The organism is Photorhabdus heterorhabditis (assembly GCF_018448905.1).
Lineage (GTDB): Bacteria > Pseudomonadota > Gammaproteobacteria > Enterobacterales > Enterobacteriaceae > Photorhabdus > Photorhabdus heterorhabditis.
In genome coordinates this window covers 114,219-135,513 of the sequence record NZ_RCWA01000010.1, presented here as the reverse complement: position 1 = coordinate 135,513, position 21,295 = coordinate 114,219, and the positions used below count along the sequence as shown (strand labels likewise).

The 21,295-nt window shown below is 43.3% G+C and carries 19 protein-coding genes and 1 riboswitch; of the genes, 11 read left to right on the top strand and 8 right to left on the bottom strand.

Going from position 1 to position 21,295, the window contains the following annotated elements; all coding sequences use genetic code 11:
- Window positions 1–26 precede the first annotated feature (26 nt).
- Window positions 27–242, bottom strand: coding sequence for a 30S ribosomal protein S21 (gene rpsU / locus EAE89_RS08895; RefSeq protein ID WP_001144069.1), 216 nt, complete (start codon window positions 240–242; stop codon window positions 27–29).
- 302 nt (window positions 243–544) lie between these two features.
- On the opposite strand from rpsU, the gene tsaD reads away from it, so the two are divergent.
- Window positions 545–1,558 carry a tRNA (adenosine(37)-N6)-threonylcarbamoyltransferase complex transferase subunit TsaD gene (gene tsaD / locus EAE89_RS08890; RefSeq protein ID WP_054476047.1) on the top strand — a complete coding sequence of 338 codons (1,014 nt, stop codon included), beginning with the start codon at window positions 545–547 and terminating at the stop codon, window positions 1,556–1,558.
- A gap of 71 nt (window positions 1,559–1,629) precedes the next feature.
- Here the strand turns inward: tsaD and plsY are convergent, their stop codons facing one another.
- The gene (gene plsY, locus EAE89_RS08885) at window positions 1,630–2,286 is read right to left on the bottom strand and encodes a glycerol-3-phosphate 1-O-acyltransferase PlsY (RefSeq protein ID WP_054476045.1); all 657 of its coding nucleotides are present in this window, start codon (window positions 2,284–2,286) and stop codon (window positions 1,630–1,632) included.
- Window positions 2,287–2,393: 107 nt separating this feature from the next.
- Between plsY and folB the strand changes: the two genes are divergently transcribed.
- Complete coding sequence (gene folB, locus EAE89_RS08880; protein ID WP_152911964.1) at window positions 2,394–2,744, top strand: bifunctional dihydroneopterin aldolase/7,8-dihydroneopterin epimerase; 351 nt, start codon at window positions 2,394–2,396, stop codon at window positions 2,742–2,744.
- A gap of 177 nt (window positions 2,745–2,921) precedes the next feature.
- Window positions 2,922–3,740 carry an undecaprenyl-diphosphate phosphatase gene (gene bacA, locus EAE89_RS08875; protein WP_054476041.1) on the top strand — a complete coding sequence of 273 codons (819 nt, stop codon included), beginning with the start codon at window positions 2,922–2,924 and terminating at the stop codon, window positions 3,738–3,740.
- A gap of 95 nt (window positions 3,741–3,835) precedes the next feature.
- On the opposite strand, the gene EAE89_RS08870 is transcribed toward bacA, so the two are convergent.
- Together EAE89_RS08870 and EAE89_RS08865 are read right to left on the bottom strand one after the other, a co-directional pair.
- Window positions 3,836–5,062: a multifunctional CCA addition/repair protein gene (locus tag EAE89_RS08870; protein ID WP_054476039.1), complete on the bottom strand. Its 1,227-nt coding sequence runs from the start codon at window positions 5,060–5,062 to the stop codon at window positions 3,836–3,838.
- A 14-nt stretch (window positions 5,063–5,076) separates the two neighbouring features.
- On the bottom strand, window positions 5,077–5,697 hold the full coding sequence (locus EAE89_RS08865; RefSeq protein WP_054476037.1) for a TIGR04211 family SH3 domain-containing protein: 621 nt from the start codon (window positions 5,695–5,697) through the stop codon (window positions 5,077–5,079).
- 502 nt (window positions 5,698–6,199) lie between these two features.
- Between EAE89_RS08865 and EAE89_RS08860 the strand changes: the two genes are divergently transcribed.
- From EAE89_RS08860 to hldE, 4 genes are all read left to right on the top strand, one after another.
- A complete protein-coding gene (locus tag EAE89_RS08860; protein WP_054476033.1) occupies window positions 6,200–6,940 on the top strand; it encodes an NADPH-dependent oxidoreductase in 741 nt (246 codons plus the stop codon).
- 282 nt (window positions 6,941–7,222) lie between these two features.
- Window positions 7,223–8,173 carry a CYTH domain-containing protein gene (locus EAE89_RS08855; RefSeq protein ID WP_054476032.1) on the top strand — a complete coding sequence of 317 codons (951 nt, stop codon included), beginning with the start codon at window positions 7,223–7,225 and terminating at the stop codon, window positions 8,171–8,173.
- 16 nt (window positions 8,174–8,189) lie between these two features.
- Window positions 8,190–11,033: a bifunctional [glutamate--ammonia ligase]-adenylyl-L-tyrosine phosphorylase/[glutamate--ammonia-ligase] adenylyltransferase gene (gene glnE / locus EAE89_RS08850; RefSeq protein WP_214085700.1), complete on the top strand. Its 2,844-nt coding sequence runs from the start codon at window positions 8,190–8,192 to the stop codon at window positions 11,031–11,033.
- A gap of 95 nt (window positions 11,034–11,128) precedes the next feature.
- Entirely contained in the window at window positions 11,129–12,553 is a 1,425-nt protein-coding gene (gene hldE, locus EAE89_RS08845; RefSeq protein WP_054476028.1) for a bifunctional D-glycero-beta-D-manno-heptose-7-phosphate kinase/D-glycero-beta-D-manno-heptose 1-phosphate adenylyltransferase HldE, read from the top strand.
- 934 nt (window positions 12,554–13,487) lie between these two features.
- Here the strand turns inward: hldE and ubiK are convergent.
- Window positions 13,488–13,775, bottom strand: coding sequence for a ubiquinone biosynthesis accessory factor UbiK (gene ubiK / locus EAE89_RS08840; RefSeq protein WP_149616994.1), 288 nt, complete (start codon window positions 13,773–13,775; stop codon window positions 13,488–13,490).
- A gap of 135 nt (window positions 13,776–13,910) precedes the next feature.
- Window positions 13,911–14,086, top strand: a riboswitch (FMN riboswitch).
- A gap of 134 nt (window positions 14,087–14,220) precedes the next feature.
- Between ubiK and ribB the strand changes: the two genes are divergently transcribed.
- Both ribB and ygiD read left to right on the top strand, forming a co-directional pair.
- On the top strand, window positions 14,221–14,874 hold the full coding sequence (gene ribB, locus EAE89_RS08835; protein WP_054476024.1) for a 3,4-dihydroxy-2-butanone-4-phosphate synthase: 654 nt from the start codon (window positions 14,221–14,223) through the stop codon (window positions 14,872–14,874).
- A 193-nt stretch (window positions 14,875–15,067) separates the two neighbouring features.
- Window positions 15,068–15,853: a 4,5-DOPA-extradiol-dioxygenase gene (gene ygiD / locus EAE89_RS08830; protein WP_054476022.1), complete on the top strand. Its 786-nt coding sequence runs from the start codon at window positions 15,068–15,070 to the stop codon at window positions 15,851–15,853.
- Window positions 15,854–16,255: 402 nt separating this feature from the next.
- Here the strand turns inward: ygiD and EAE89_RS08825 are convergent, their stop codons facing one another.
- Entirely contained in the window at window positions 16,256–17,416 is a 1,161-nt protein-coding gene (locus EAE89_RS08825; protein ID WP_054476021.1) for a glutathionylspermidine synthase family protein, read from the bottom strand.
- A gap of 6 nt (window positions 17,417–17,422) precedes the next feature.
- Window positions 17,423–18,115: a DUF1190 family protein gene (locus EAE89_RS08820; protein WP_054476018.1), complete on the bottom strand. Its 693-nt coding sequence runs from the start codon at window positions 18,113–18,115 to the stop codon at window positions 17,423–17,425.
- 523 nt (window positions 18,116–18,638) lie between these two features.
- Between EAE89_RS08820 and EAE89_RS08815 the strand changes: the two genes are divergently transcribed.
- Entirely contained in the window at window positions 18,639–18,935 is a 297-nt protein-coding gene (locus EAE89_RS08815; protein ID WP_235525385.1) for a DUF2628 domain-containing protein, read from the top strand.
- 119 nt (window positions 18,936–19,054) lie between these two features.
- Here EAE89_RS08815 and tolC read toward each other — a convergent pair whose 3' ends face one another.
- Window positions 19,055–20,428 carry an outer membrane channel protein TolC gene (tolC, locus tag EAE89_RS08810; RefSeq protein ID WP_054476017.1) on the bottom strand — a complete coding sequence of 458 codons (1,374 nt, stop codon included), beginning with the start codon at window positions 20,426–20,428 and terminating at the stop codon, window positions 19,055–19,057.
- Between the two features lie 218 nt (window positions 20,429–20,646).
- Here tolC and nudF point away from each other — a divergent pair, with 218 nt between their 5' ends.
- Window positions 20,647–21,288, top strand: a complete 642-nt coding sequence (gene nudF / locus EAE89_RS08805; protein WP_054476014.1) for an ADP-ribose diphosphatase — start codon at window positions 20,647–20,649, stop codon at window positions 21,286–21,288.
- The last annotated feature ends 7 nt before the right edge of the window (window positions 21,289–21,295 follow it).

Sequence of the window (21,295 nt, the reverse complement as noted above, 5' to 3'; positions counted from 1 at the left end):
ACCACTGTGCGGGTGAACCGCAAGGATTAGTACAGACGAGTGCGGCGTGCGTTTTCGCGAGCCAGCTTCTTAGCGTGACGTTTTACAGCAGAAGCTTTAGCGCGTTTACGTTCAGTCGTTGGTTTTTCATAGAATTCACGACGGCGAACTTCTGCTAACACACCTGCTTTTTCGCAGGAACGTTTGAAGCGACGCAGTGCTACGTCGAATGGCTCGTTTTCACGTACTTTAATTACCGGCATGTGCCTCTCACCTCAATAGAAATCGGTTTTGCTGGCGTGATATGCCAGCCATCTTAAAATGGTGCGGAATTTTACTTCAATGGATACGGCTTTGTAAAGCGCCGCAGCAAATTGAAACAACATTACATAGCGACCTGCAATGAGATTTGCAAATCAGTTCTGTAATATTGACGATAACCACACAGGAAATTCACGTAGGGCGCTGATTATAGACTAAACAGTTAAAATAGTCAGCACGTAAACCACGCAAATTATCTCATTAATGATAAACTGGCTCTCTTCCGTGGATTATAGGTAGTGTAATGCGAGTTTTAGGTATAGAAACGTCTTGCGATGAAACCGGAATCGCAATTTATGACGGTAAAGCCGGTTTATTGGCAAATCAATTATATAGTCAGATTAAACTACATGCTGATTACGGCGGTGTCGTGCCTGAACTGGCTTCACGTGACCATATCCGCAAAACAGTTCCCCTAATTCAGGCTGCTTTGAAAGAAGCAAAATTAACAAGTAAAGATATTGATGCAGTTGCTTATACGGCAGGTCCTGGTTTGGTCGGTGCATTGCTGGTAGGGGCGACTATCGGCCGTTCTCTGGCGTTTGCCTGGGATGTTCCAGCTGTTCCGGTGCATCATATGGAAGGGCATTTACTGGCTCCGATGCTGGAAGATAACAGTCCTGAATTTCCGTTTGTGGCTTTGTTAGTGTCTGGTGGTCATACTCAGCTTATTAGCGTGACGGGTATCGGTAAATATGAGCTGCTTGGCGAATCAATAGATGATGCGGCTGGTGAGGCATTTGATAAGACAGCTAAATTATTGGGATTGGACTATCCGGGTGGGCCGCTACTTTCCAATATGGCTCAGAAAGGGGAATCAGGGCGTTTTGTGTTTCCTCGTCCGATGACCGATCGTCCTGGGCTGGATTTCAGTTTTTCCGGGCTGAAGACTTTTGCGTCTAATACTATCCATAACAACAGCAATGATGAGCAGACCAGAGCGGATATTGCTCGTGCTTTTGAAGATGCGGTAGTTGATACATTAGCGATCAAATGTAAAAGGGCGCTTGAGCAGACCGGATTCAAACGGCTGGTAATGGCTGGTGGTGTCAGTGCTAATCGTACGTTGCGCGCTAGAATGGAAGAGGTCATGACCAAGCTGGAGGGGGAAGTATTTTATGCACGTCCAGAATTCTGTACAGATAATGGGGCCATGATTGCGCTTGCCGGTATGATCCGTTTGAAAGGGGGAGTGAGTGACTCTCTTGGAGTGACTGTTAAAGCACGTTGGCCTTTGTCTGAATTACCTGCGTTGTAATCCTTCTTTATATAATGGAAATAAAAAACCAGTAATTCGGTCAGTTACTGGTTTTTTATGCAGATCTGTTGTTAATCTTCTTTTCCTTCTTCATTCTTTGCCTGGATTTTTTCTTGTTCAGTCATCTCTTTTTTCTTTTTCAACTTGTTCCAGATGCGGCTTTCCTGGCCGCGCCAAAGGCGTTGAATATTATCATGGTGACGTAGTAGCACCAGACAGCAGAGCATGGCAACTGGAAAAGTAAATTCAGGTTTAAACCACCAAACATAGAAAGGAGCTATCAGGGCACTGACAATTGCACCTAAAGAGGAGTAACCACTCAGTAAGACTGTCAGCAGCCAAGTACCAGTCATCAAACCCGTCAGATCCCAGCCAATGGCCGCAATAGCACCAAAAGCAGTTGCAACACCCTTACCACCTTTAAAATGGAAAAAGATTGGGTAAATGTGACCGAGACAAGCGGCTATTGCCGTAATCCCCAAATAGAAAGGGGATACATTAAGCTGATAAGCCAGCCAGACTGGGATCATTCCTTTCAGAACATCAAAAATCAGTACTATTGCCGCGGTACTACGGCCACCAATCCGCAATACGTTTGTCGCTCCTGGATTGCCTGAGCCATGCTGACGTGGATCAGGTAGCCCAGCCAGACGGCAGATCAGTATTGCGCTGGAGATCGAACCGCAAAGATACGCGAAGGTAATCATACCAAGCGCGATAACACTCATAATGTCTCTCCAATAATAATGGTCGTTTTCTTAGCTTAACCATGGATAATACGCATATTTAGTCGGAAGTGGTATCCGGCAAGTTGAAAAAACAGGAAAGCGACGTGATGGATATCGTATTTATTGAGGAATTAGTTGTCATCACTACAATTGGTGTTTATGACTGGGAACAGACTGTTAAGCAGAAGTTAGTGTTCGATATCGAAATGGGATGGGATAACAAACGCGCATCTTCCAGTGATAATGTTGAACATTGTCTGGATTACGCTAAAGTTAGTGAAGCGGTTATCAACCATGTAGGAAATCAGAATTTTGCTCTGGTTGAAAGAGTGGCCGAAGAGGTGGCTGAGCTGCTGTTAAACCGCTTTAATTCACCATGGATACGGGTAAAAGTCAGTAAACCGGGGGCTGTGGCACAGGCTCGTCAAGTCGGTGTTATTATTGAAAGAAAAAAATAGTCTGAGCAGCAGTGAATTCAGTTGTCATATTGTTGTCAATATTCCTGCCATAATCTGGCATGCAGTATTGCCAAGTTTAATAATATGTCAATTTGATTAATGACAATGGGAAAATGGCAGCCGGGTTACTCTAGGTTGCCGTTTCGGATATTTGTTAATGGAGTGCGACTTCTCTATATGACTGACCTTTCTACCTTGTTTCATGCATTTATTCTTGGTGTTGTTGAAGGGCTGACTGAATTTCTTCCTGTTTCCTCTACCGGTCATATGATTATTGTTGGCCACTTACTGGGGTTTACTGGTGATAAAGCTGAGACATTTGAGGTGATTATTCAGCTTGGATCTATTCTTGCCGTGGTGGTTGTATTTTGGCGTCGCCTGTTTGGGTTAATTGGTATTCACTTTGGTGAAGTTCCTCGTGAAGGTAAAACCAACGGCAAACTGAAATTGAGCCACATTATTCTGGCAATGTTGCCTGCGGTGACGCTTGGGTTGCTGTTCCACGATACTATCAAGTCACTGTTTAACCCGCAAAGCGTTATGTATGCCTTGGTTATTGGTGGTGTGTTGTTAATTACAGCAGAAATCCTGAAACCTAAGACACCGACGGCAGAAGGGCTGGATGATATTACTTATCGCCAGGCTTTTATGATTGGTTGTTTCCAGTGTCTGGCATTATGGCCGGGATTCTCCCGCTCAGGAGCGACAATTTCTGGTGGAATGCTGATGGGGGTTAACCGTTATACTGCATCAGAATTCTCCTTTATTCTGGCGGTGCCAATGATGATGGGGGCGAGTGGGCTGGATCTCTATAAGAGCCTGCATTTTTTGACTGTCTCTGATATCCCAATGTTTGCTGTTGGTTTTGTTACTGCATTTATTGTTGCGTTGATAGCAATTAAAACCTTTCTGACATTGATTAAACGTATTTCTTTTATCCCGTTTGCTATCTACCGTTTTATTGTAGCTGCCGCCGTTTACTGGGTATTTATGTAGTGAATGATATCCCCTGATATCGATCTCATTCAGATATCATCCAAAGTTCGATATTAGGGGAAGTACAGAGTATCTCGATCCTCCAAACAACGGCGCTAACTTTGCTGTTGTTTCCATTCAGCCAGTGCTTGCTGACGTTGACGTCGTAACTCATTACCAATATCAGCGCCACGCAATCCGCTGGCGACAATATTTTTCACCTGAACTTGGCTGGCAACCTTAAATGCCTGCCGCAGATAATTACCTTGAGGATAGGGGGTATTTTCAAAACCGGTACGGCCCCGTGCATCTGCTTTACTGGTAATAATTAACTGCTCTATGCGTTGAGGTTTACGCCATGCATCAACAGAATCAAATAACCTAAGTAATGTTTTTGGCCGTAATTGATCAACGGTATGTACCAAATCATGATACTGAGCGGCCAGTTTTGCCAAATCACGGGCAGAATTAGGAACACGCAGACGTTGGCACAACTGATCCACTAACTTAATGCCTGCTGGACCATGTCCGTAATGATGAGGCCACTGTTCAGGTGGTGTCAGTGCTTTACCGAGATCATGACATAGCGCAGCAAAACGGCTATCCACTTCATTTGTCAGCTCTGCTGCAACTTTTAGCACCATCAACGTATGAATACCGGTATCAATCTCAGGGTGCCATTTTTCTGGGGCCGGAACACCAAACAGATTATCAATTTCAGGGAACAGTACAGCCAGCGCGCCGCAGTCACGTAAAATCTGAAAGAAAACTTGCGGTGAATGAGTAGAAAGGGCTTTTTCTGTTTCTTTCCAGACACGCTCCGGTGTGAGTACTGATAACTCTCCGTTGGTTGCCATATTTGACATTAAGGTTTGTGTTTCTGGTGCGATAGTAAACCCTAAATGTGCGAAACGTGCAGCAAAACGGGCTACTCGTAATACCCTTAGTGGATCTTCAGAAAAAGCATCAGAAACATGGCGCAAGATACGATTATTTAAGTCATCAATGCCATGATAAGGATCGATAAATTCGCCATCAGGCGTTTGAGTAATTGCATTAATTGTTATATCACGGCGCAGCAAATCGTCTTCTAGGGTGACATCTGGCGCGGCATAACAGGTAAAACCTGTATATCCCAAGCCAGATTTTCTCTCAGTACGCGCCAGTGCATACTCCTCATGAGTTTTGGGATGTAAGAATACGGGGAAATCTTTACCAACTTGCTGATATCCTTGGGATAATAGCTCTTCTGGTGTTCCGCCAACCACAACCCAATCCCGTTCTTTCACAGGAAGGTTTAGCAGGCGGTCACGTACTGCACCGCCAACCAGATAGATTCTCACTGCAATATTCCTTATCAATTCATCCAGCGGTCATTGCGTTTACGACGCGGGAGCATATGTGGCAATAACAATCCTAAAATTAAGCCAGCACCTGCAACACCGCCGCCATACATAAACCATTGCAGAATGATATTGCGTTGCTTGTCATCAAGTTGCAGATTTGCTACATCGAGTTTTTTTTCTGCCACGATCAGTTTATTTTTCAACTGTTCATTTTCTTTTTTTAGCCCAGTCATAATGTCACTGCTGTTTGCAACTTTCTGCTGCATATCGGCAGTACGTTGATTCCAGCTACTGTCTATATTGGCTAACTTATCAGTGAGTAGCTTTATTTCCTGCTCCATTTCAGGAAGACGAATCCGTAAACTCGGTTTATTACTGAGCTGGTTAACTGGCAGCCAGACAAGACGGCCTTTATCGTCCTTTACTTGCGCGTAATTGCTATCTCGGTTGATGCTCATTAATGTGACTTCATCACCAGCATTCAGTGTGCCGGCAATCCGATACTTGTTACCCGGACCTGCGTGAGTGTAGGTAGATAACTCATCGGATACATAGCGTTTTTCTTCAGCGTGGGTAGTAAGAGAAAAACCTAGGCTTAATAACGCTGTAAAAAGTAAAGGTAGTTTTCGCATTGTAATTTCAACTGTCCTTTATCTATGGTGAGTTTAGGATTTGATAGTAAAGAGTTAAGTTTGCTGGAGCAAACAGTAAACCAAAAGAAAAGCTATCTAACAGGTCGAATACAGGGCTTACTGGTTGTTTGTTTAACAAAGCATTTCTGCCAATTACTATCATAACTTTCAGAAAAGAGAAAATTTTAATTTTCTCACTTGGCAAAATCCGCTGTAAACCCTCGGTAGGACGAGGAACAGTCACAACAACAGCTATCCTTTTCCGAGAGTTGCACCGAGAAGGAAATATTATGCCTACTTTGCTTCTGGCAATGTTGTTTGCCGCTTATGAATAATGACAGCAACTTATAAGATCATGTAATATTTTTGATTCTTTAAGATGGACAAGACATGTACATGAACGTGCATTGTGCTGCCGCGCTAATTACTGGCAATATTCTTATAGCGCATAACGTCATTGTATATTTACGTAAGCCTCAGTTAACCTACTCACAGAACTATTATGAATCAGACAATTGAATTACTCACTTCGCACCGCAGTGAACGCAGTTATCTCGATAAACCGATTGCTGAAAACATTCTTGCCAGCATCATCGAAGCTGCACATCTTGCTCCGACTTCGGTGAACTCGCAACAAGTGTCACTGATCGTTATCCGTGATGCCCATCATCGAGCGAGAATCGCTGAGTTGGCCGGTGGTCAGCCGTGGATCGCCCAGGCGCCGGTATTTATTACCGTAGTACTGGATATGCATAAAACACGCTTCGGCATAGAGATGAGCGGTAAACAGCAGATCGCGCATCAAAGTATTGAAAGCCTAATTTCTGGCTCAACTGATGTTGGTATCGCATTAGGAGCACTAATGACCGCAGCTCGCTCTCACGGTCTGGGTGTCGTGCCAATTGGGGGTATTCGCAGGAATCCAAAGGCGATAATCGAGCTTCTGCAATTGCCGGAACTCACTTTCCCGGTGGCTGGTCTGGTGATTGGCTATGTTGATATTCCTGCACAGCAGAAACCGCGTTTGCCTCTCAACAGTTTCTGTCACGAAGAATATTATCATTGTGAAGTATTACCGGGAGCAATTGAACAGTACAACAAAACATTAATGGAACACTGGCAACGTATCGATCGCAATGACGGTAGTAATTGGAGCATGAATACTGCCAGTTATTACCAAAATATCTATTACCCGGAAGTACTTTCTGCTATTCAGCAACAGGGTTTTAAACTGGACCAATAGATAAAATTGGTGCTTGAGAAATAACAGAACAAAAAAGTAGCTGTCTCGAATGTATTTTGTATTGGAAGCTGGTTGATGGAAAGTCACATCTAAAGGCTTCCTTTAGTTTTAATCATCGTATTCAGAATAGTCACCAGTCTGTGCGTATAACCAGTCTGTGCGTATAATAAGTAACAAACGCAACTTTCTTGGATTAACATCTTGACGAAAATAGCGTATGTCGCAAAGAAAAGTGAAATCGGGGTAAGATAATAATCAAAGATTGTCATCAATGGTGCAGATATGAGTGTAGAAATTGAATTAAAACTTACCGCTAAACCACTAGCTATCCCTGTTATCCGTCAGCAATTATCATTATTTCCTCATCACTATTTTGCACCTCAGAAACTGACCAATATCTATTTTGAAACACCAGATAACCAACTTCGTCGTCTTGATATGGGGCTGCGTATTCGTGGTTTTGATGACCAATATGAAATGACGATCAAAACAGCCGGTAAAGTCATTGGTGGATTGCATCAGAGGCCAGAATATGATGTGCCGTTGGTAAAGCCGGAACTGGCTCTGACTCTGTTTCCACCGCATATTTGGCCTGAAAACTGTGATGTGAAAGAATTACAATCCCGCTTGCATGCTTTATTCAGCACTGACTTTATGCGTGAAAAGTGGGTAATCACTTACGGGCAGAGTGAGATTGAAGTGGTGTTTGATCAGGGAGAAATTATCGCGGCAGGCCGCAAAGTACCAATCTGTGAGTTTGAACTGGAATTGAAACGAGGAACCATTGCTGATGTATTCGCGCTGGCATTTGAGCTGGCAAAATCAGACGGTTTGCGGCAGGGAAATAAAAGTAAAGCTGCCCGGGGTTATCAGTTAGCTCAGGGAAAACCGAGGGTAATTTCGTCTCCTGTACCGACAGAAATTGATATGCAACAGCCATTATCATCTGTGCTTTCATCAATATTGAGCCACTGGCAAGATCAGGAAGAATGCTGGTCATCAGGCTTATCAGAAGGTCGGGATGGTTTGAAGCAAGTACTTACATTGGTTCAGCAGACGATTAAATGTCTTAGCAAGCCAGCAGGTCGGTTGGAGCAGTTGGATGATCAATTAACTGCTATTGAGCAAAAATTATCAGAAGTGGAAACAGAGGCCGAAACTCTGTGTTACAGCTCAGTTTATTTGCAATGTAAGTTGGCGCTGACTATGTGGTTAGTAAATCTCTCTGCTTGAATAACAGGAATTCTCTATGTTGCCACTTTCAACCCCGCTTTTGGCTCAATTACAGAGTGTGACTGAGCATTTCCAGGAATTGGCTTTATCTATTGAACCTTTTGCTCCGCATGAGCAGGCAGTGTTGTCACTGAGTGATTTTGTTGCTGAACATTTGCAGATTCACCCTGAATGGTTAGCTGAAATCCGCCAGAATCCACCTGAAACGCAGGAATGGCAACGATACGTTGAATGGTTGCAACGGTTACTTTCATCAGCAGAAGATGAAAATACCTTGATGCGGGTTTTACGTCAGTTTCGTAACAAAATTCTGATCAGAATTGCTTGGTTACAAGCGTTGTATGGCAGTACCACTCAGGGGACTTTGCAACAGCTCAGTGTGCTGGCTGAGACGCTGATTGTTGCTGCCCGTGACTGGTTGTATCAGCGTTGTTGTCAGGATTGGGGAACGCCTTGTAATCAACAAGGTGAACTGCAACCACTGTTAATTCTCGGTATGGGAAAACTCGGAGGGGGTGAGCTGAATTTCTCTTCCGATATTGATCTGATTTTTGTCTATCCTGAAAACGGGATTACCCGAGGTGGCCGCCGTGAAATGGATAATTCTCAGTTTTTTACCCGTTTGGGACAGCGTCTTATCAAAGTACTCGATCAGCAAACAGTGGATGGTTTTGTGTATCGGGTTGATATGCGTTTGCGTCCATTCGGTGACAGCGGCCCGCTGGTATTCAGTTTCGCAGCGCTAGAAGATTACTATCAAGAGCAGGGGCGTGACTGGGAACGTTATGCAATGGTTAAAGCGCGCATTATGGGATCGGGCAGTAAATCATATTGCGAAGAATTACGTCAGATGTTGAGGCCGTTTATTTTTCGCCGTTATATCGATTTCAGTGTGATTCAATCCCTGAGAAATATGAAAGGAATGATTGAACGAGAAGTTCGTCGCCGTGGCTTGAAAGATAATATCAAACTGGGTGCTGGTGGTATTCGTGAAATTGAATTTATCACTCAGGTATTTCAGCTTATTCGTGGTGGTCGTGAATTGTGTCTGCAATCTCAGGCGTTGTTACCTACCCTTCGAGTAATAGAAGATTTGGAGCTTTTACAACCATTACAGATTAAACAACTTGCTGATAGTTACCTATTTCTGCGGCGATTGGAAAATCTTTTACAGTCAATCAATGATCAGCAAACTCAGACTCTGCCAGAAGATAAGCTGAACCGTTCGCGACTGGCGTGGGGTATGAAATTTGAAAGTTGGGATGATTTGATTATTGAATTAAACAGCAAGATGGGAGCCGTTCGGGTTATTTTTACGCAATTAATTGGTGATGACAGTAATAATAGTGAAGAAGAACCCTGTTATGTGCCATTTAAGAGTCTGTGGCTGGAGCACCTTGAAAAAAAGGAATTAATAGTACTGGTTCCGCATTTGGATGAATTGGTTGCACAGCAAATATTGCACGCCATTTCTCTATACCGTCATGATGTGGGCAAAAGAACCATTGGCCCCCGTGGTCGTGATGTACTTGATCATCTAATGCCGCGTTTGTTGGCAAAAATTTGTTTACGGCAAGATGCCAATACGGTACTGGAACGGATTATTCCGCTGTTGCTAAGTATTGTCAGCCGTACAACTTATCTGGAATTAATGCTGGAATCGGAAGCCGTATTGACACATGTTATCCGGCTGTGTGCGGCTTCACCGATGATTGCTACTCAGCTTTCCCGCCATCCATTGTTACTGGATGAGTTGCTTGATCCACAATTTCTGTATAAGCCGTTGCCATTGAATGCTTATAAAGATGAACTACGGCAATATTTATTGCGAATACCTGAAGATGATGAAGAACAACAGTTAGAGGTTCTTCGTCAGTTTAAACAGGCGCAATTGCTGAGGATTGCTGCGGAAGATATTACCGGCGTGCTGCCAGTGATGAAAGTGAGTGATCATTTGACTTATCTGGCAGAGGCGATTATTGAAGCCGTAGTTCAACAGGCATGGAGCCAAATGGTAAAGCGCTATGGTGTTCCATCACATCTGAGCCAGCGTAAAGGGTTAGGGTTTGCTGTGATTGGCTATGGCAAACTCGGTGGTTGGGAACTGGGCTATAGTTCCGATCTTGATTTGGTTTTCTTACTTGATTGCCCGATGGATGTGATGACTGATGGCGATCGGTCAATTGATGCCCGGCAATTTTATTTGCGTCTTGCTCAACGAATCATGCATCTGTTTAGTGCCCGAACCTCTTCCGGTGTTTTGTACGATGTGGATGTCCGTTTACGGCCTTCTGGCGAGTCAGGAATGTTGGTCAGTACCATCGAAGCGTTTGCTGATTACCAAAAAAATGAAGCATGGACTTGGGAACATCAGGCATTGGTACGTGCCCGTATGGTATTTGGTGATGAAAATTTGCATCAGGATTTTGCTCGAGTACGTCACCAGACGTTATGTACGCGACGAGAACCGGCTTTGTTATGTCAGCAGGTCAGGGAAATGCGAGAGAAGATGCATAAGCATTTAGGTAGTGACCATTCAGATCGATTTGACATTAAAGCTGATCCAGGCGGGATCACGGATATCGAATTTATTGCTCAGTATCTGGTACTACGCTACGCATCTGAGAATGAACGATTGACGCATTGGTCAGATAATGTGCGAATTTTCGAATTGATGGCAGCTTATGGAATTATGGATGAGGATGAAGCCGCCTCATTGACTCAGGCTTATATTTCCATGCGTGATGAATTGCATCATCTGGCGTTGCAGGAGCTTTCCAGCCAGATATCAGTTGATTGTTTCAGCCGGCAACAGGAACAAGTACGTTATAGCTGGCAACAGTGGTTGGGTGAGCAATAACGGGTGATACCGGTTTTGTGTACGGATTTTACTGGCATTTTCTGGGCTTATGGTAATATTTGGCACCAGTTAATATCTAATATTTGGAGCAAGGGATGAAAGTAACACTCCCGGATTTTCACCATGCAGGCGTTTTAGTTGTCGGTGATGTGATGTTAGACCGCTATTGGTATGGGCCAACCAGCCGGATTTCACCGGAAGCGCCAGTGCCTGTAGTAAAAGTAAATACCATTGAGGAACGTCCGGGAGGGGCGGCCAACGTTGCTATGAATATTGCTGCTCTTGGGGCGAATTCACATCTGGTAGGGTTGACTGGGGTTGACGATGCAGCGCGTGCGCTGAATGAAAAATTGAGCAGTGTTAAGGTGCGCTGTGATTTTGTTGCTGTGCCAACCCATCCGACAATTACTAAGCTGAGGGTACTTTCCCGTAATCAGCAATTAATCCGTCTGGATTTCGAAGAAGGTTTCGGTAACGTCGATGCGCAGCCGATGCTTGAACGTATTGAACAGGCGTTACCCCATATTGGAGCTGTGGTTTTATCTGACTATGCTAAAGGTGCGTTGAGTCAAGTTCAGAGCATGATCAAACTGGCAAACGCTGCCAAAGTTCCGGTGCTAATTGATCCAAAGGGTAGTGATTTTGAACGCTATCGAGGAGCAACGTTGCTAACGCCAAATCTGTCCGAATTTGAAGCCGTAGTGGGTTGCTGCAAAGATGACGATGAACTGGTTGCGAAGGGCACTAAGCTGGTTAAGGATCTGGATCTTCAGGCATTACTGATCACACGTTCTGAGCAAGGAATGAGTTTGCTGAGCGTTGATCAACCACCGCTGCATTTGCCGACTCAGGCGCAGGAAGTTTTTGATGTTACTGGCGCTGGCGATACGGTTATTGGTGTGTTAGCCACTGCGATTGCAGCGGGAAGACCACTGAATGAAGCTTGTTTCCTGGCGAATGCGGCTGCGGGCGTTGTAGTTGGCAAACTGGGGACTTCAACGGTTTCGCCAATTGAATTGGAAAATGCTGTACGTGGCCGTGCTGAAACAGGTTTCGGTGTCATGACTGAATTTCAGCTTAAACAGGCCGTTGCTGATGCTCGTCAGCGCGGAGAAAGAATCGTGATGACCAATGGTTGTTTTGACATTCTGCATGCAGGCCATGTCTCTTATCTGGAAAATGCTCGTAAGTTAGGCGATCGGTTAATTGTTGCCGTTAACAGTGATGCATCAACTAAACGCTTGAAAGGTGAAAGTCGCCCTGTCAATCCATTGGAACAACGTATGATCGTGTTATCTGCGCTAGGCGCTGTGGATTGGGTCGTTCCGTTTGAAGAAGATACACCGCGCCGTTTGATTGCTGGTGTTTTGCCGGATGTATTGGTTAAAGGTGGTGATTATAAACCTGAAGAGATTGCTGGTAGTGAAGAGGTTTTGGTGGCTGGTGGTGAAGTCAAGGTGCTGAATTTTGAAGACGGTATTTCAACAACTAATATCATTAAGGCAATTAAAAAACAGTGAATGATTCTTTAATAGAATTTGCTGAGAAATAAGGTACTGGTAAGAGTATGCCGATTGGAGTGAAAAATAGAATACTCCAGCGGCATAGTTTTGTGAGTATTCAATTAAGGACTTTGGTATTTAATATTTATGCTCGCGCTTTTAATCGGCAGGCGACGGTTGGGCAACCACAATTAATTCAAACTTCGATACCTGAAAAGTGGTTTGGGATAATTCGCTAATCTGGCAGGAGAAGACTAATCCATCCATATTGTTAAACGCTTCTTCATGTTATTAAGCTGGTGTTTTATCTTGGTGGCTCTGAATATAAAGATATTTCCAGCTTGTTCTTACAGTGAAAAATGAAAATGGAAAATAATTCCTAGTATTTAAGGGAATATAAACAACCTCTACTCGGTAAAATCGAGATTAATAGTAAAAATTCCCCCCTCTTATTTTTAGGACAACAAAATGATGATATTGATAATATGAATAAGATAAAAATGTGAAGTAAATCACATTAGATTTCTAATTGATAGCTATCAATGGATAGTAATAGAGAAAATTATTTTATTGCCGTAAACCTCCACAGGGATATTAAGATTTTAAAATATTAATCAGGAGTATTTGGGCTGGCGATATACTTGGTGAGCATTTTTATTTAAGTTCGGTGACCGCTTTAACAGTCACCTTTTAATAGAATGGTAATGACGCAAGAGGCTAATCTAATATATACCTGTTATCTTTCAAGTTGCCTCTTTGTTAGCTGCACTCACTCACCCCAGTCACAGAGTTATCTATACCCTTCATCTTTCAAGCTGCGGCTTTGTTGGCTGCGTTCACTTACCCCAGTCACATCGTTATCTATGCTCCTGGGGATGCGTTCTCTTGCCGCCGCGCTGCAACTTGAAATCTATTGGGTATAAGTATTGGATTTACCCTGATATTACGCACTCTACTCTTTTTTTTCCGCATTATCAGCGGATAGTGCATTTTTATCTTCCAGTTTCGCTTCAAGTTCACTTAAACGTTTTTCCATTGCAGTTAATTTTTCACGAGTACGCAATAGAACCTGAGTTTGAATATCAAATTCTTCACGGTTAACTAAATCAAGTTTGCCAAGCTGAGATTGCAAAATCATCCGCAATTTTTTCTCTATATCGCCCCCAAACTCTTTTACTCCTTTTGGTAGAGAATCTTGGATCTGGCGGGCAATTTGTTCAATTTTTTTGGGATCAAGCATGATACGTCCTTTGATGGCATAGATAATTTCTGAATAGTGTAATACCAGATGGCAAAACCACAAGGCATTGTGAGCGAGGTTTCACATCTGATTTTGTTGATTGCTCCCGGTAAATATTAGCGTTATAGTTCGTTAGCTTATCTCAGGGCGGGGTGAAAGTCCCCACCGGCGGTAACACTAGGCCATTTTTGTAGGCCATGGTGAAGCCCGCGAGCGCTCCGCTTGTAGTTATCTTTATGATAAGGCGGAGGTCAGCAGATCCAGTGTAATTCTGGAGCCGACGGTTATAGTCCGGATGGGAGAGAATAACGGCATCTGTCGGGCTTTGTGCTCGTCTGTTGTTTCGGCTATGGCATTTCATCATGTTATGGTGTGTCCATGGCGAGAACTCCTCAAGACTGCCCTGATTCTGGTAATCCATAAAATATTAATGAGGTTTTTTACCATGAATCAGACGCTACTTTCTGAATACGGCACATCATTAGAACGTGTTGAATGCGCTATTGACGCTTTACGTGATGGCCGGGGTGTGATGGTGCTGGATAATGAAGATCGTGAAAATGAAGGTGACATTATTTTTGCGGCCGAGACCATGACGGTAGAGCAGATGGCACTTACTATTCGTCATGGTAGTGGGATTGTCTGTTTGTGCCTGACAGAAGAACGCCGTCAGCAATTGCAATTGCCAATGATGGTGCAAAATAACTCCAGCCCGTTCCAGACTGCTTTCACCGTAACCATTGAGGCGGTCTGCGGGGTGACAACGGGGGTGTCTGCGGCGGACCGTATCACGACGGTTCGTGCAGCGATTGCAGATAATGCGAAACCCAGTGATTTGAATCGTCCGGGGCATGTTTTCCCGCTGCGCGCTCAGCCGGGCGGTGTTTTAGCTCGTCAGGGGCATACTGAAGCGACAGTTGATTTAGTCAGCTTAGCCGGTTTCAAACCAGTAGGTGTGTTGTGTGAATTGACCAATGATGATGGTTCAATGGCTCGTACTCCTGAAGTGGTGCAATTTGCGAAGCTGCATAATATGCCAGTGGTAACTATTGAAGATTTGGTCGCTTATCGTCAATCAATGGATCAGAAAGCTTGCTGAAGTATGATCGTTCGATAACCAGATGAAATATCAGTTATAACCGCGTATATTTCCCAGAACCACAGTTTATCTAAGCTGTGGTTTTCAGTTTTTTTGAATAACTTCATCACTTTTGGCACACTGTTTTACCTATCTTAAAAGCGTAACCTGTCTGCAAGTATTAAAATTACATATATTTGTTTGAGAGGTCGTTATGAATATTTCCAGAATGCCGGCACTGTTTGTTGGTCATGGCAGTCCAATGAATGTACTGGAAGAAAATCGCTATACCAATGTGTGGCGTGAACTTGGTGAAAGACTGCCTGTACCTAGGGCTATTTTGGCGATTTCTGCGCATTGGTATACCAATGGCACAGCTGTAACCGCCATGACTCAGCCGAAGACTATCCATGATTTTCGTGGTTTTCCACAAGAGTTGCATGAAACTCAGTACCCGGCTAAGGGATCACCGGAATTGGCCGCTTTAGTGCAGGAAATGCTGGAACCTGTGGAGGTTTATGCAGATCGTCATCAGTGGGGATTGGATCACGGGATTTGGGGCATTCTGATTAAGATGTATCCTCAGGCAAATATTCCTGTAGTTCAACTCAGTATAGATGATGCTAAACCTGCGACATATCACTATGAATTAGGAAAAAAGTTGGCTGCTTTGCGAGATGAAGGTGTTTTGATTTTGGGAAGCGGTAATGTTGTACACAATCTTCATGCTATGAAGCGGCAAGAGCATAATGCGGAACCGTATCCTTGGGCAGAAGCATTTAACCATTATGTGTGTGATAACCTTACCAGCTATGAACAGCCTTATCCTTTGATTCATGCATTGGACAGAGAAGACGGCCAGTTATCCAATCCGTCTCCTGAACATTTTTTACCATTGCTGTATGTTATGGGGGCGTGGGATAGAAAAGAAGTGGTTTCTATTCCCATTGATGGCATTGAATCCGGTTCGCTGAGTATGTTGTCTGTGCAGGTTGGTTGAATAATCAACTTTTTTGGTTATTGTATTCGGCGAAGGCTTTCTGCCCTTTAGTTCAGATTTCCGGTGGTGAGGTTATCGCCACGTTGTCTGTGGAAAGGGCTACAACCATGACTGAATCCAGAATTTCATTATTAATAATTTATGCTTTTTACCAGACCCCGTAATATATTTTTGATTTTGAGTCAGTTCTTAGCATGGGGATGAAAGTTGACGTAAGTTGGCAGACGTGTGTATTACGGGAGATCAAGCTTGTTTGTGCAGATATCAGCAATAGAGGGCTCTGATATATCAAAATTATTTACCTTTTTGGCAATTTATAAAGGTACAAAGTTTCTTTATTGGATGTTTAAGGGAGGAATTTTCGGTGTTTTACTATCTTCCTTAATTCCTCCCGGCTGGGAATTAATCCAGAATAATATGCGGGTAGAAACGGGATAAATCTTGCGTTATCAATTCACGGTCTTCACGCAAACCAATACCACAAGGCTGCTCGTTTATCAGCCAGCTGCCAATTAGCGTATAACTGTCACCGAATTTTGGTAGTGTATGGAATTGCTGTACGATCATCCCTTCTTTACCGTAAGGACCATCAACACTGGCAATTTCTTTACCATTCTCAATGATACGGATATTAGCTCCTTCCCGTGAAAACAGCGGCTTAATAACATAGCTGTCCATTGCAGGATAGTTGTCATTAGCAAAATAAGCGGGCAGTAGGTTTGGGTGATTCGGGAACATCTTCCACAACATTGGCAATAGTGCTTTGTTGGAGATAATGCTCTTCCAAGCCGGCTCCAGCCAGCGGACGCCAGCATCTTCCAGTTTGGTGGCGAAAATCTCACGGAACATCAATTCCCAAGGATAGAGTTTGAACAGATTGCTGATCACCTGGTCTTTCAGATCAGTAAACTGGCCTTTCTCGCCCAGACCGATATCTTCAATAAACAGGAATTCAGTCGGCACACCCGCTTCCAGTGCACAATCCTGTAGATACTGAATGGTACCGCGATCTTCTTCCGTATCCTGACAACAGGCCATGTGCAGTAAGCCAAAACCATGTTCATCACGTAATTGAGCAAAGCGCTCAATTAGTTGTTCTTGCATGCTGTTGAATTGATCGGCGTTCTCCGGTAGCAGCCCGGCATTCATCTGATCTTCCAACCATACCCATTGGAAAAAGGCGGATTCATACAACGAAGTTGGTGTATCTGCATTATTTTCCAATAGCTTTGCTGGGTTTTTACCATCGTAAGCTAAATCCAATCGGGAATAGAGTGATGGTTGGCTGGTAATCCAGGAGCTGCGGACAAAATCCCAGCAATGTTTTGGGATCTGAAACTTAGCCAGTAATTCTTCACTATCGACGACTTTTTCTACCACCTGCAAACACATCTGATGCAGTTCGGCAGTGGTATTCTCGATTTCTTCAATTTGGGCGAGAGAAAATTGGTAATAAGCATCTTCACACCAATATGGCTCGTCATACATGGTGTGAAAATTAAAGCCATATTCTGTCGCCTTTTCGCGCCAATCCGGGCGTTCGGTAATAGCAATACGTTTCATCCGTGATTAGCCTCCCATTGAACGGGAAGTAGAACCTGAAGAGGAACTACGTTGCATGGTTGACTGTTTGGCAACAGAATCACCGAAGCCGCCACGGGTAATGGTTGTCGTTGTTGCTGGTTTTGGTGCCATTGCGGTTTTAGGGACTGTCATGGTGCGACCCCCTGCGGTTGCAGGGCCATAGCTTTTTCCTGTCGCATCAACAAATTTACCGTTTGCCGGGCTGGCTGCGGATTTGGAGCTAAACAGTGGTTGTGATGGAGCTGCTGCACCGCCGCCCATCAGACGTCCCATCATGTAACCGGCCATCAAAGGCATCCAGAAGCTGCCGCTTTGTTGTTGCTGAGCCTGTGCTTCACCATTGGTGGTTGTGCCGGGCCCCGCTTGTGCAGGAGCTTGAGTGCATTGTGCTTCACCAAATTCAGCAATACAGTCTTCTTTGGTTGCATATTTAGGGGCTGTTTTTTCTGCTTCTTTCAAAGCATTATTATAAGTAAGGGTACATTGCTCACTCTGTGATGGATTTGCTTGGGAGCAATCATCTGCATTCATGTAAAGAGAGACAGTTTCATCACTCTGTTCACAGGCAGATAACATGAAAACTGCACTGACAGCTATTGCCACAGGAGCCAGGCGATAACTACGCCAGGCTTTACGGAATGCGCTGTGGTTAATGTTTTTGGTTCGCTTTATTGTCATAGTCGTATATCCAGATTTTAGGTGTCTGTGATTCTTTAATGAAATAGTCTTAAGGATAGGGGAAAGATGAACAAAATTAAAGCATAAACCTTCGGTTGATAGCCTTATTTTTTTGCCTGATAAAGGGATTCCTGGATATTGATTATTGGGTATTCCGCTTAATCTGGCTATGAATATTGTGAAATAGATATGCTAATTTTGAAAATCAGTGATGTCATTGATATTTTTTAGTATTAATCTTATCAGTATAATTTCTGGTAAATTAAGGATAATTAAACGAGTATGGTTATTATGTAAATGAATCTACTAATTGCATTGTCCTCTGTGATAACTCCAGCAGGTAATTTCTGGAATATAACCTTAAATTAATGACAAAATGTTATTGTAACGTTCGTGTTGTATTTTCTATTTTAATTAAGGAATGAAGTAGTATGGATAAAAGTCAATATTCAGAAAAATGGCAGACACGTTTTGCATTTTTTAACAGCATGGTGCCCTTAAATCTCCTGAGCATAAAGCTGCTATGAAAGCAGAATCACCTATGCGTCGTATTCTGTTAAATATGAATTTTATCGCCTTCTTTTTTGGTTTTATTTACTTTTTTGTTTTAGGTTTATGGCGGAAAAATCTGGCTTTACTTGGAATTGCTGTTGTTGTGATGATGATATTGGGGAGCATTGAAAGTGAACTCTCTTTTGCTGTTAGCACCGGGGTTAATTGTGCTTTTGCGGCAATATGGAGCATGATGGCTAACTATGCCTATTATCTGAAAGAAACAGTGAATAGCCAGAGCTGGAATCCATTCGAAGGGTTTTTCTGATTTATATAGGCTTTGTATTAAGATAAATATCGGATTTTCTTTCAGAGAAAATTGTCGTTGATAAGAAAAAATAGCCCGCTTGATGGCGGGCTGTTTATTATTAAAGATGAATAACTGAATCAATTACGGCCAGATGTTACTGGTGCAGCTGTTTCTTGAACAATATTGTTGGCTGAGGTTGAGAGCTGTTTGCCCAACGTATTATTCAGGACAGCTAAATCATTCTCATTTAATGTGCCAAGAGCGTGCTTAATATTCAGTTGATTAATCAGATAATCATAGCGGGCATTGGATAGCTTTTGCTTGGCATCATATAATTTTGTCGTTGCATCCAACACATCAACAATAGTACGTGTACCGACTTGATAACCTGCTTCCATTGCATCCAGTGAGCTTTGTGCGGAAACAACAACCTGCTTGAAAGCGTTGATACTACTGATAGAGGCAGATATGTTGTTAAAAGAGGAACGGACAACCTGTACAACATTACGATAGATGTTTTCTAGTTGTTCGCTGGCGCTGACAAAACCGTATTGTGCCTGTTCAACGCGGGAATTGGTTGCCCCACCGCTGTAAATTGGTAGGCTGAGTGTCAGGCCAACGCTGTTTTCGCCGCTATAGTTATTTGTTTTGTTTGTGCCATGAAATTGGCTGTTTGATACACCAGTAGAGGCGCCTAGCTCAATGACTGGCATATGACCGGATTGCTCCACTTTGATTTTCTCACGAGCCAGATCTTGGCCTAAACGGGCTGACAGCAGGCTGAGATTACGTTTTTCTGCCTCCTTTAGCAGAATATCCACCGCTTCTGGTTTCTGTGTTTTGAAACGATCAATATTCAGCGAGGCTAACTGAGGGTAATAAGTACCCGTTACCAGACGCAGTCCCTCCAATGCATTGTCCAGCTCATTACGACCGACAACCTCATCAGCTAATACTCTATCGTAGTTAGCACGAGCGTTTTGGACATCAGTAATGGCGACCAGACCGACATTAAAACGTTGAGTGGTTTGATCCAGCTGACGGTAAATTGCCGCTTTCTGCGCTTCAATATAAGAGAGGGAATCAATAGTACGTAGTACCTTGAAGTAAGCTGTTGCACTATCTAGAATCAGTTTTTGTTCACTGCTTTGATAGGTAACATCAGCAATACCCGCCGTTTTTTCTTGTAAGTTCAACTGGCGCCATTTAGACATATCAAAAATGGTTTGAGTCAACTTAAGTGTCGTACTCAATGTATTACTTTCTTGGTTACGTGTATCGCGGTAACCGCTGTTATAGGTATATCCCGTATTTAACCCCAGTTGAGGTAATAATGGACTACGGGATTCATTAATTTTTTCAAAAGCTGCATTACGTTCAGCCATTGATTTACGTAGCTCAGGGTTACTTTCTTTTGCTTGCTTATAAACCTGCAAAAGATCTTCAGCCTGACTGGCTGAGCTAAATCCCGCTAGGCTCATAGCGATTAAAAGGGAGAGCAGTTTCTTCATTTTAATTCCTTTATTGCACAGCTATTTTGCTTAGTTGCCTTGATGAAAAACGAAATGTCACTGATTCTAGCAGAGAATGCTATCAGTCAAAGGTAGCCATTTGTGCCATATTGCCTTAATTTAGTTTAACTTTACACCACCAAAGGATGAATTTTTTAACTCTGCTTGATTAATATCATTTAGTGGCTAGCAATTAAGAAAGTATTTAGGAGATTTTTATGAATAAAAAGTCGTTAATGTCAGTCATGTTAGATAAACAGGATGTGGAAATTATAGCGAAAAAAAGCTTGTACAAAGGGTTCTTTAAATTAACCAATTACCGCTTCCGTCATCGTCTGTTTGCTGGAGGCTGGAGTGAAGAGGTCAGCCGCGAAGTTTTTGAACGTGGGCATGCTGGTGCTCTGTTACCTTATGATCCACTCCGTGATGAGGTTGTACTGATAGAACAGATACGAATTCCGGCAATAGAGACTAAAGCAACACCATGGCTGTTGGAAATTGTTGCCGGTATGATTGAAGACGGTGAAGATGTCGAGCATGTGGTGCGTCGTGAAGCGATGGAAGAGGCAGGAATTGAAGTTAAACGCTGTAAACCCGTATTGAGTTATCTCTCCAGCCCAGGAGGAACAACTGAACGTATTTCTGTGATGGTCGGTGAAGTGGATGCGACGACGGCTGCCGGTATTCATGGATTATCGGGGGAACATGAAGATATCCGGGTGCATGTGGTCAGCCGTGAACAGGCTTATCAGTGGATGGAAGAAGGAATTATTGATAATGCCGCTTCAGTTATTGCAATACAATGGCTGGCATTGCACCATGAAAAGTTAAAAAGAGAGTGGAATTCGGATAATTCCTAATTTTTAA

Excerpts from the sequence above, each read along its gene's own strand:
- rpsU (WP_001144069.1), bottom strand. The coding sequence starts at position 242 with ATGCCGGTAATTAAAGTACGTGAAAACGAGCCATTCGACGTAGCACTG.
- tsaD (WP_054476047.1), top strand. The coding sequence starts at position 545 with ATGCGAGTTTTAGGTATAGAAACGTCTTGCGATGAAACCGGAATCGCA.
- plsY (WP_054476045.1), bottom strand. The coding sequence starts at position 2,286 with ATGAGTGTTATCGCGCTTGGTATGATTACCTTCGCGTATCTTTGCGGT.
- folB (WP_152911964.1), top strand. The coding sequence starts at position 2,394 with ATGGATATCGTATTTATTGAGGAATTAGTTGTCATCACTACAATTGGT.
- bacA (WP_054476041.1), top strand. The coding sequence starts at position 2,922 with ATGACTGACCTTTCTACCTTGTTTCATGCATTTATTCTTGGTGTTGTT.
- EAE89_RS08865 (WP_054476037.1), bottom strand. The coding sequence starts at position 5,697 with ATGCGAAAACTACCTTTACTTTTTACAGCGTTATTAAGCCTAGGTTTT.
- EAE89_RS08860 (WP_054476033.1), top strand. The coding sequence starts at position 6,200 with ATGAATCAGACAATTGAATTACTCACTTCGCACCGCAGTGAACGCAGT.
- EAE89_RS08855 (WP_054476032.1), top strand. The coding sequence starts at position 7,223 with ATGAGTGTAGAAATTGAATTAAAACTTACCGCTAAACCACTAGCTATC.
- glnE (WP_214085700.1), top strand. The coding sequence starts at position 8,190 with ATGTTGCCACTTTCAACCCCGCTTTTGGCTCAATTACAGAGTGTGACT.
- hldE (WP_054476028.1), top strand. The coding sequence starts at position 11,129 with ATGAAAGTAACACTCCCGGATTTTCACCATGCAGGCGTTTTAGTTGTC.
- ubiK (WP_149616994.1), bottom strand. The coding sequence starts at position 13,775 with ATGCTTGATCCCAAAAAAATTGAACAAATTGCCCGCCAGATCCAAGAT.
- ribB (WP_054476024.1), top strand. The coding sequence starts at position 14,221 with ATGAATCAGACGCTACTTTCTGAATACGGCACATCATTAGAACGTGTT.
- ygiD (WP_054476022.1), top strand. The coding sequence starts at position 15,068 with ATGAATATTTCCAGAATGCCGGCACTGTTTGTTGGTCATGGCAGTCCA.
- EAE89_RS08825 (WP_054476021.1), bottom strand. The coding sequence starts at position 17,416 with ATGAAACGTATTGCTATTACCGAACGCCCGGATTGGCGCGAAAAGGCG.
- EAE89_RS08820 (WP_054476018.1), bottom strand. The coding sequence starts at position 18,115 with ATGACAATAAAGCGAACCAAAAACATTAACCACAGCGCATTCCGTAAA.
- EAE89_RS08815 (WP_235525385.1), top strand. The coding sequence starts at position 18,639 with ATGAAAGCAGAATCACCTATGCGTCGTATTCTGTTAAATATGAATTTT.
- tolC (WP_054476017.1), bottom strand. The coding sequence starts at position 20,428 with ATGAAGAAACTGCTCTCCCTTTTAATCGCTATGAGCCTAGCGGGATTT.
- nudF (WP_054476014.1), top strand. The coding sequence starts at position 20,647 with ATGAATAAAAAGTCGTTAATGTCAGTCATGTTAGATAAACAGGATGTG.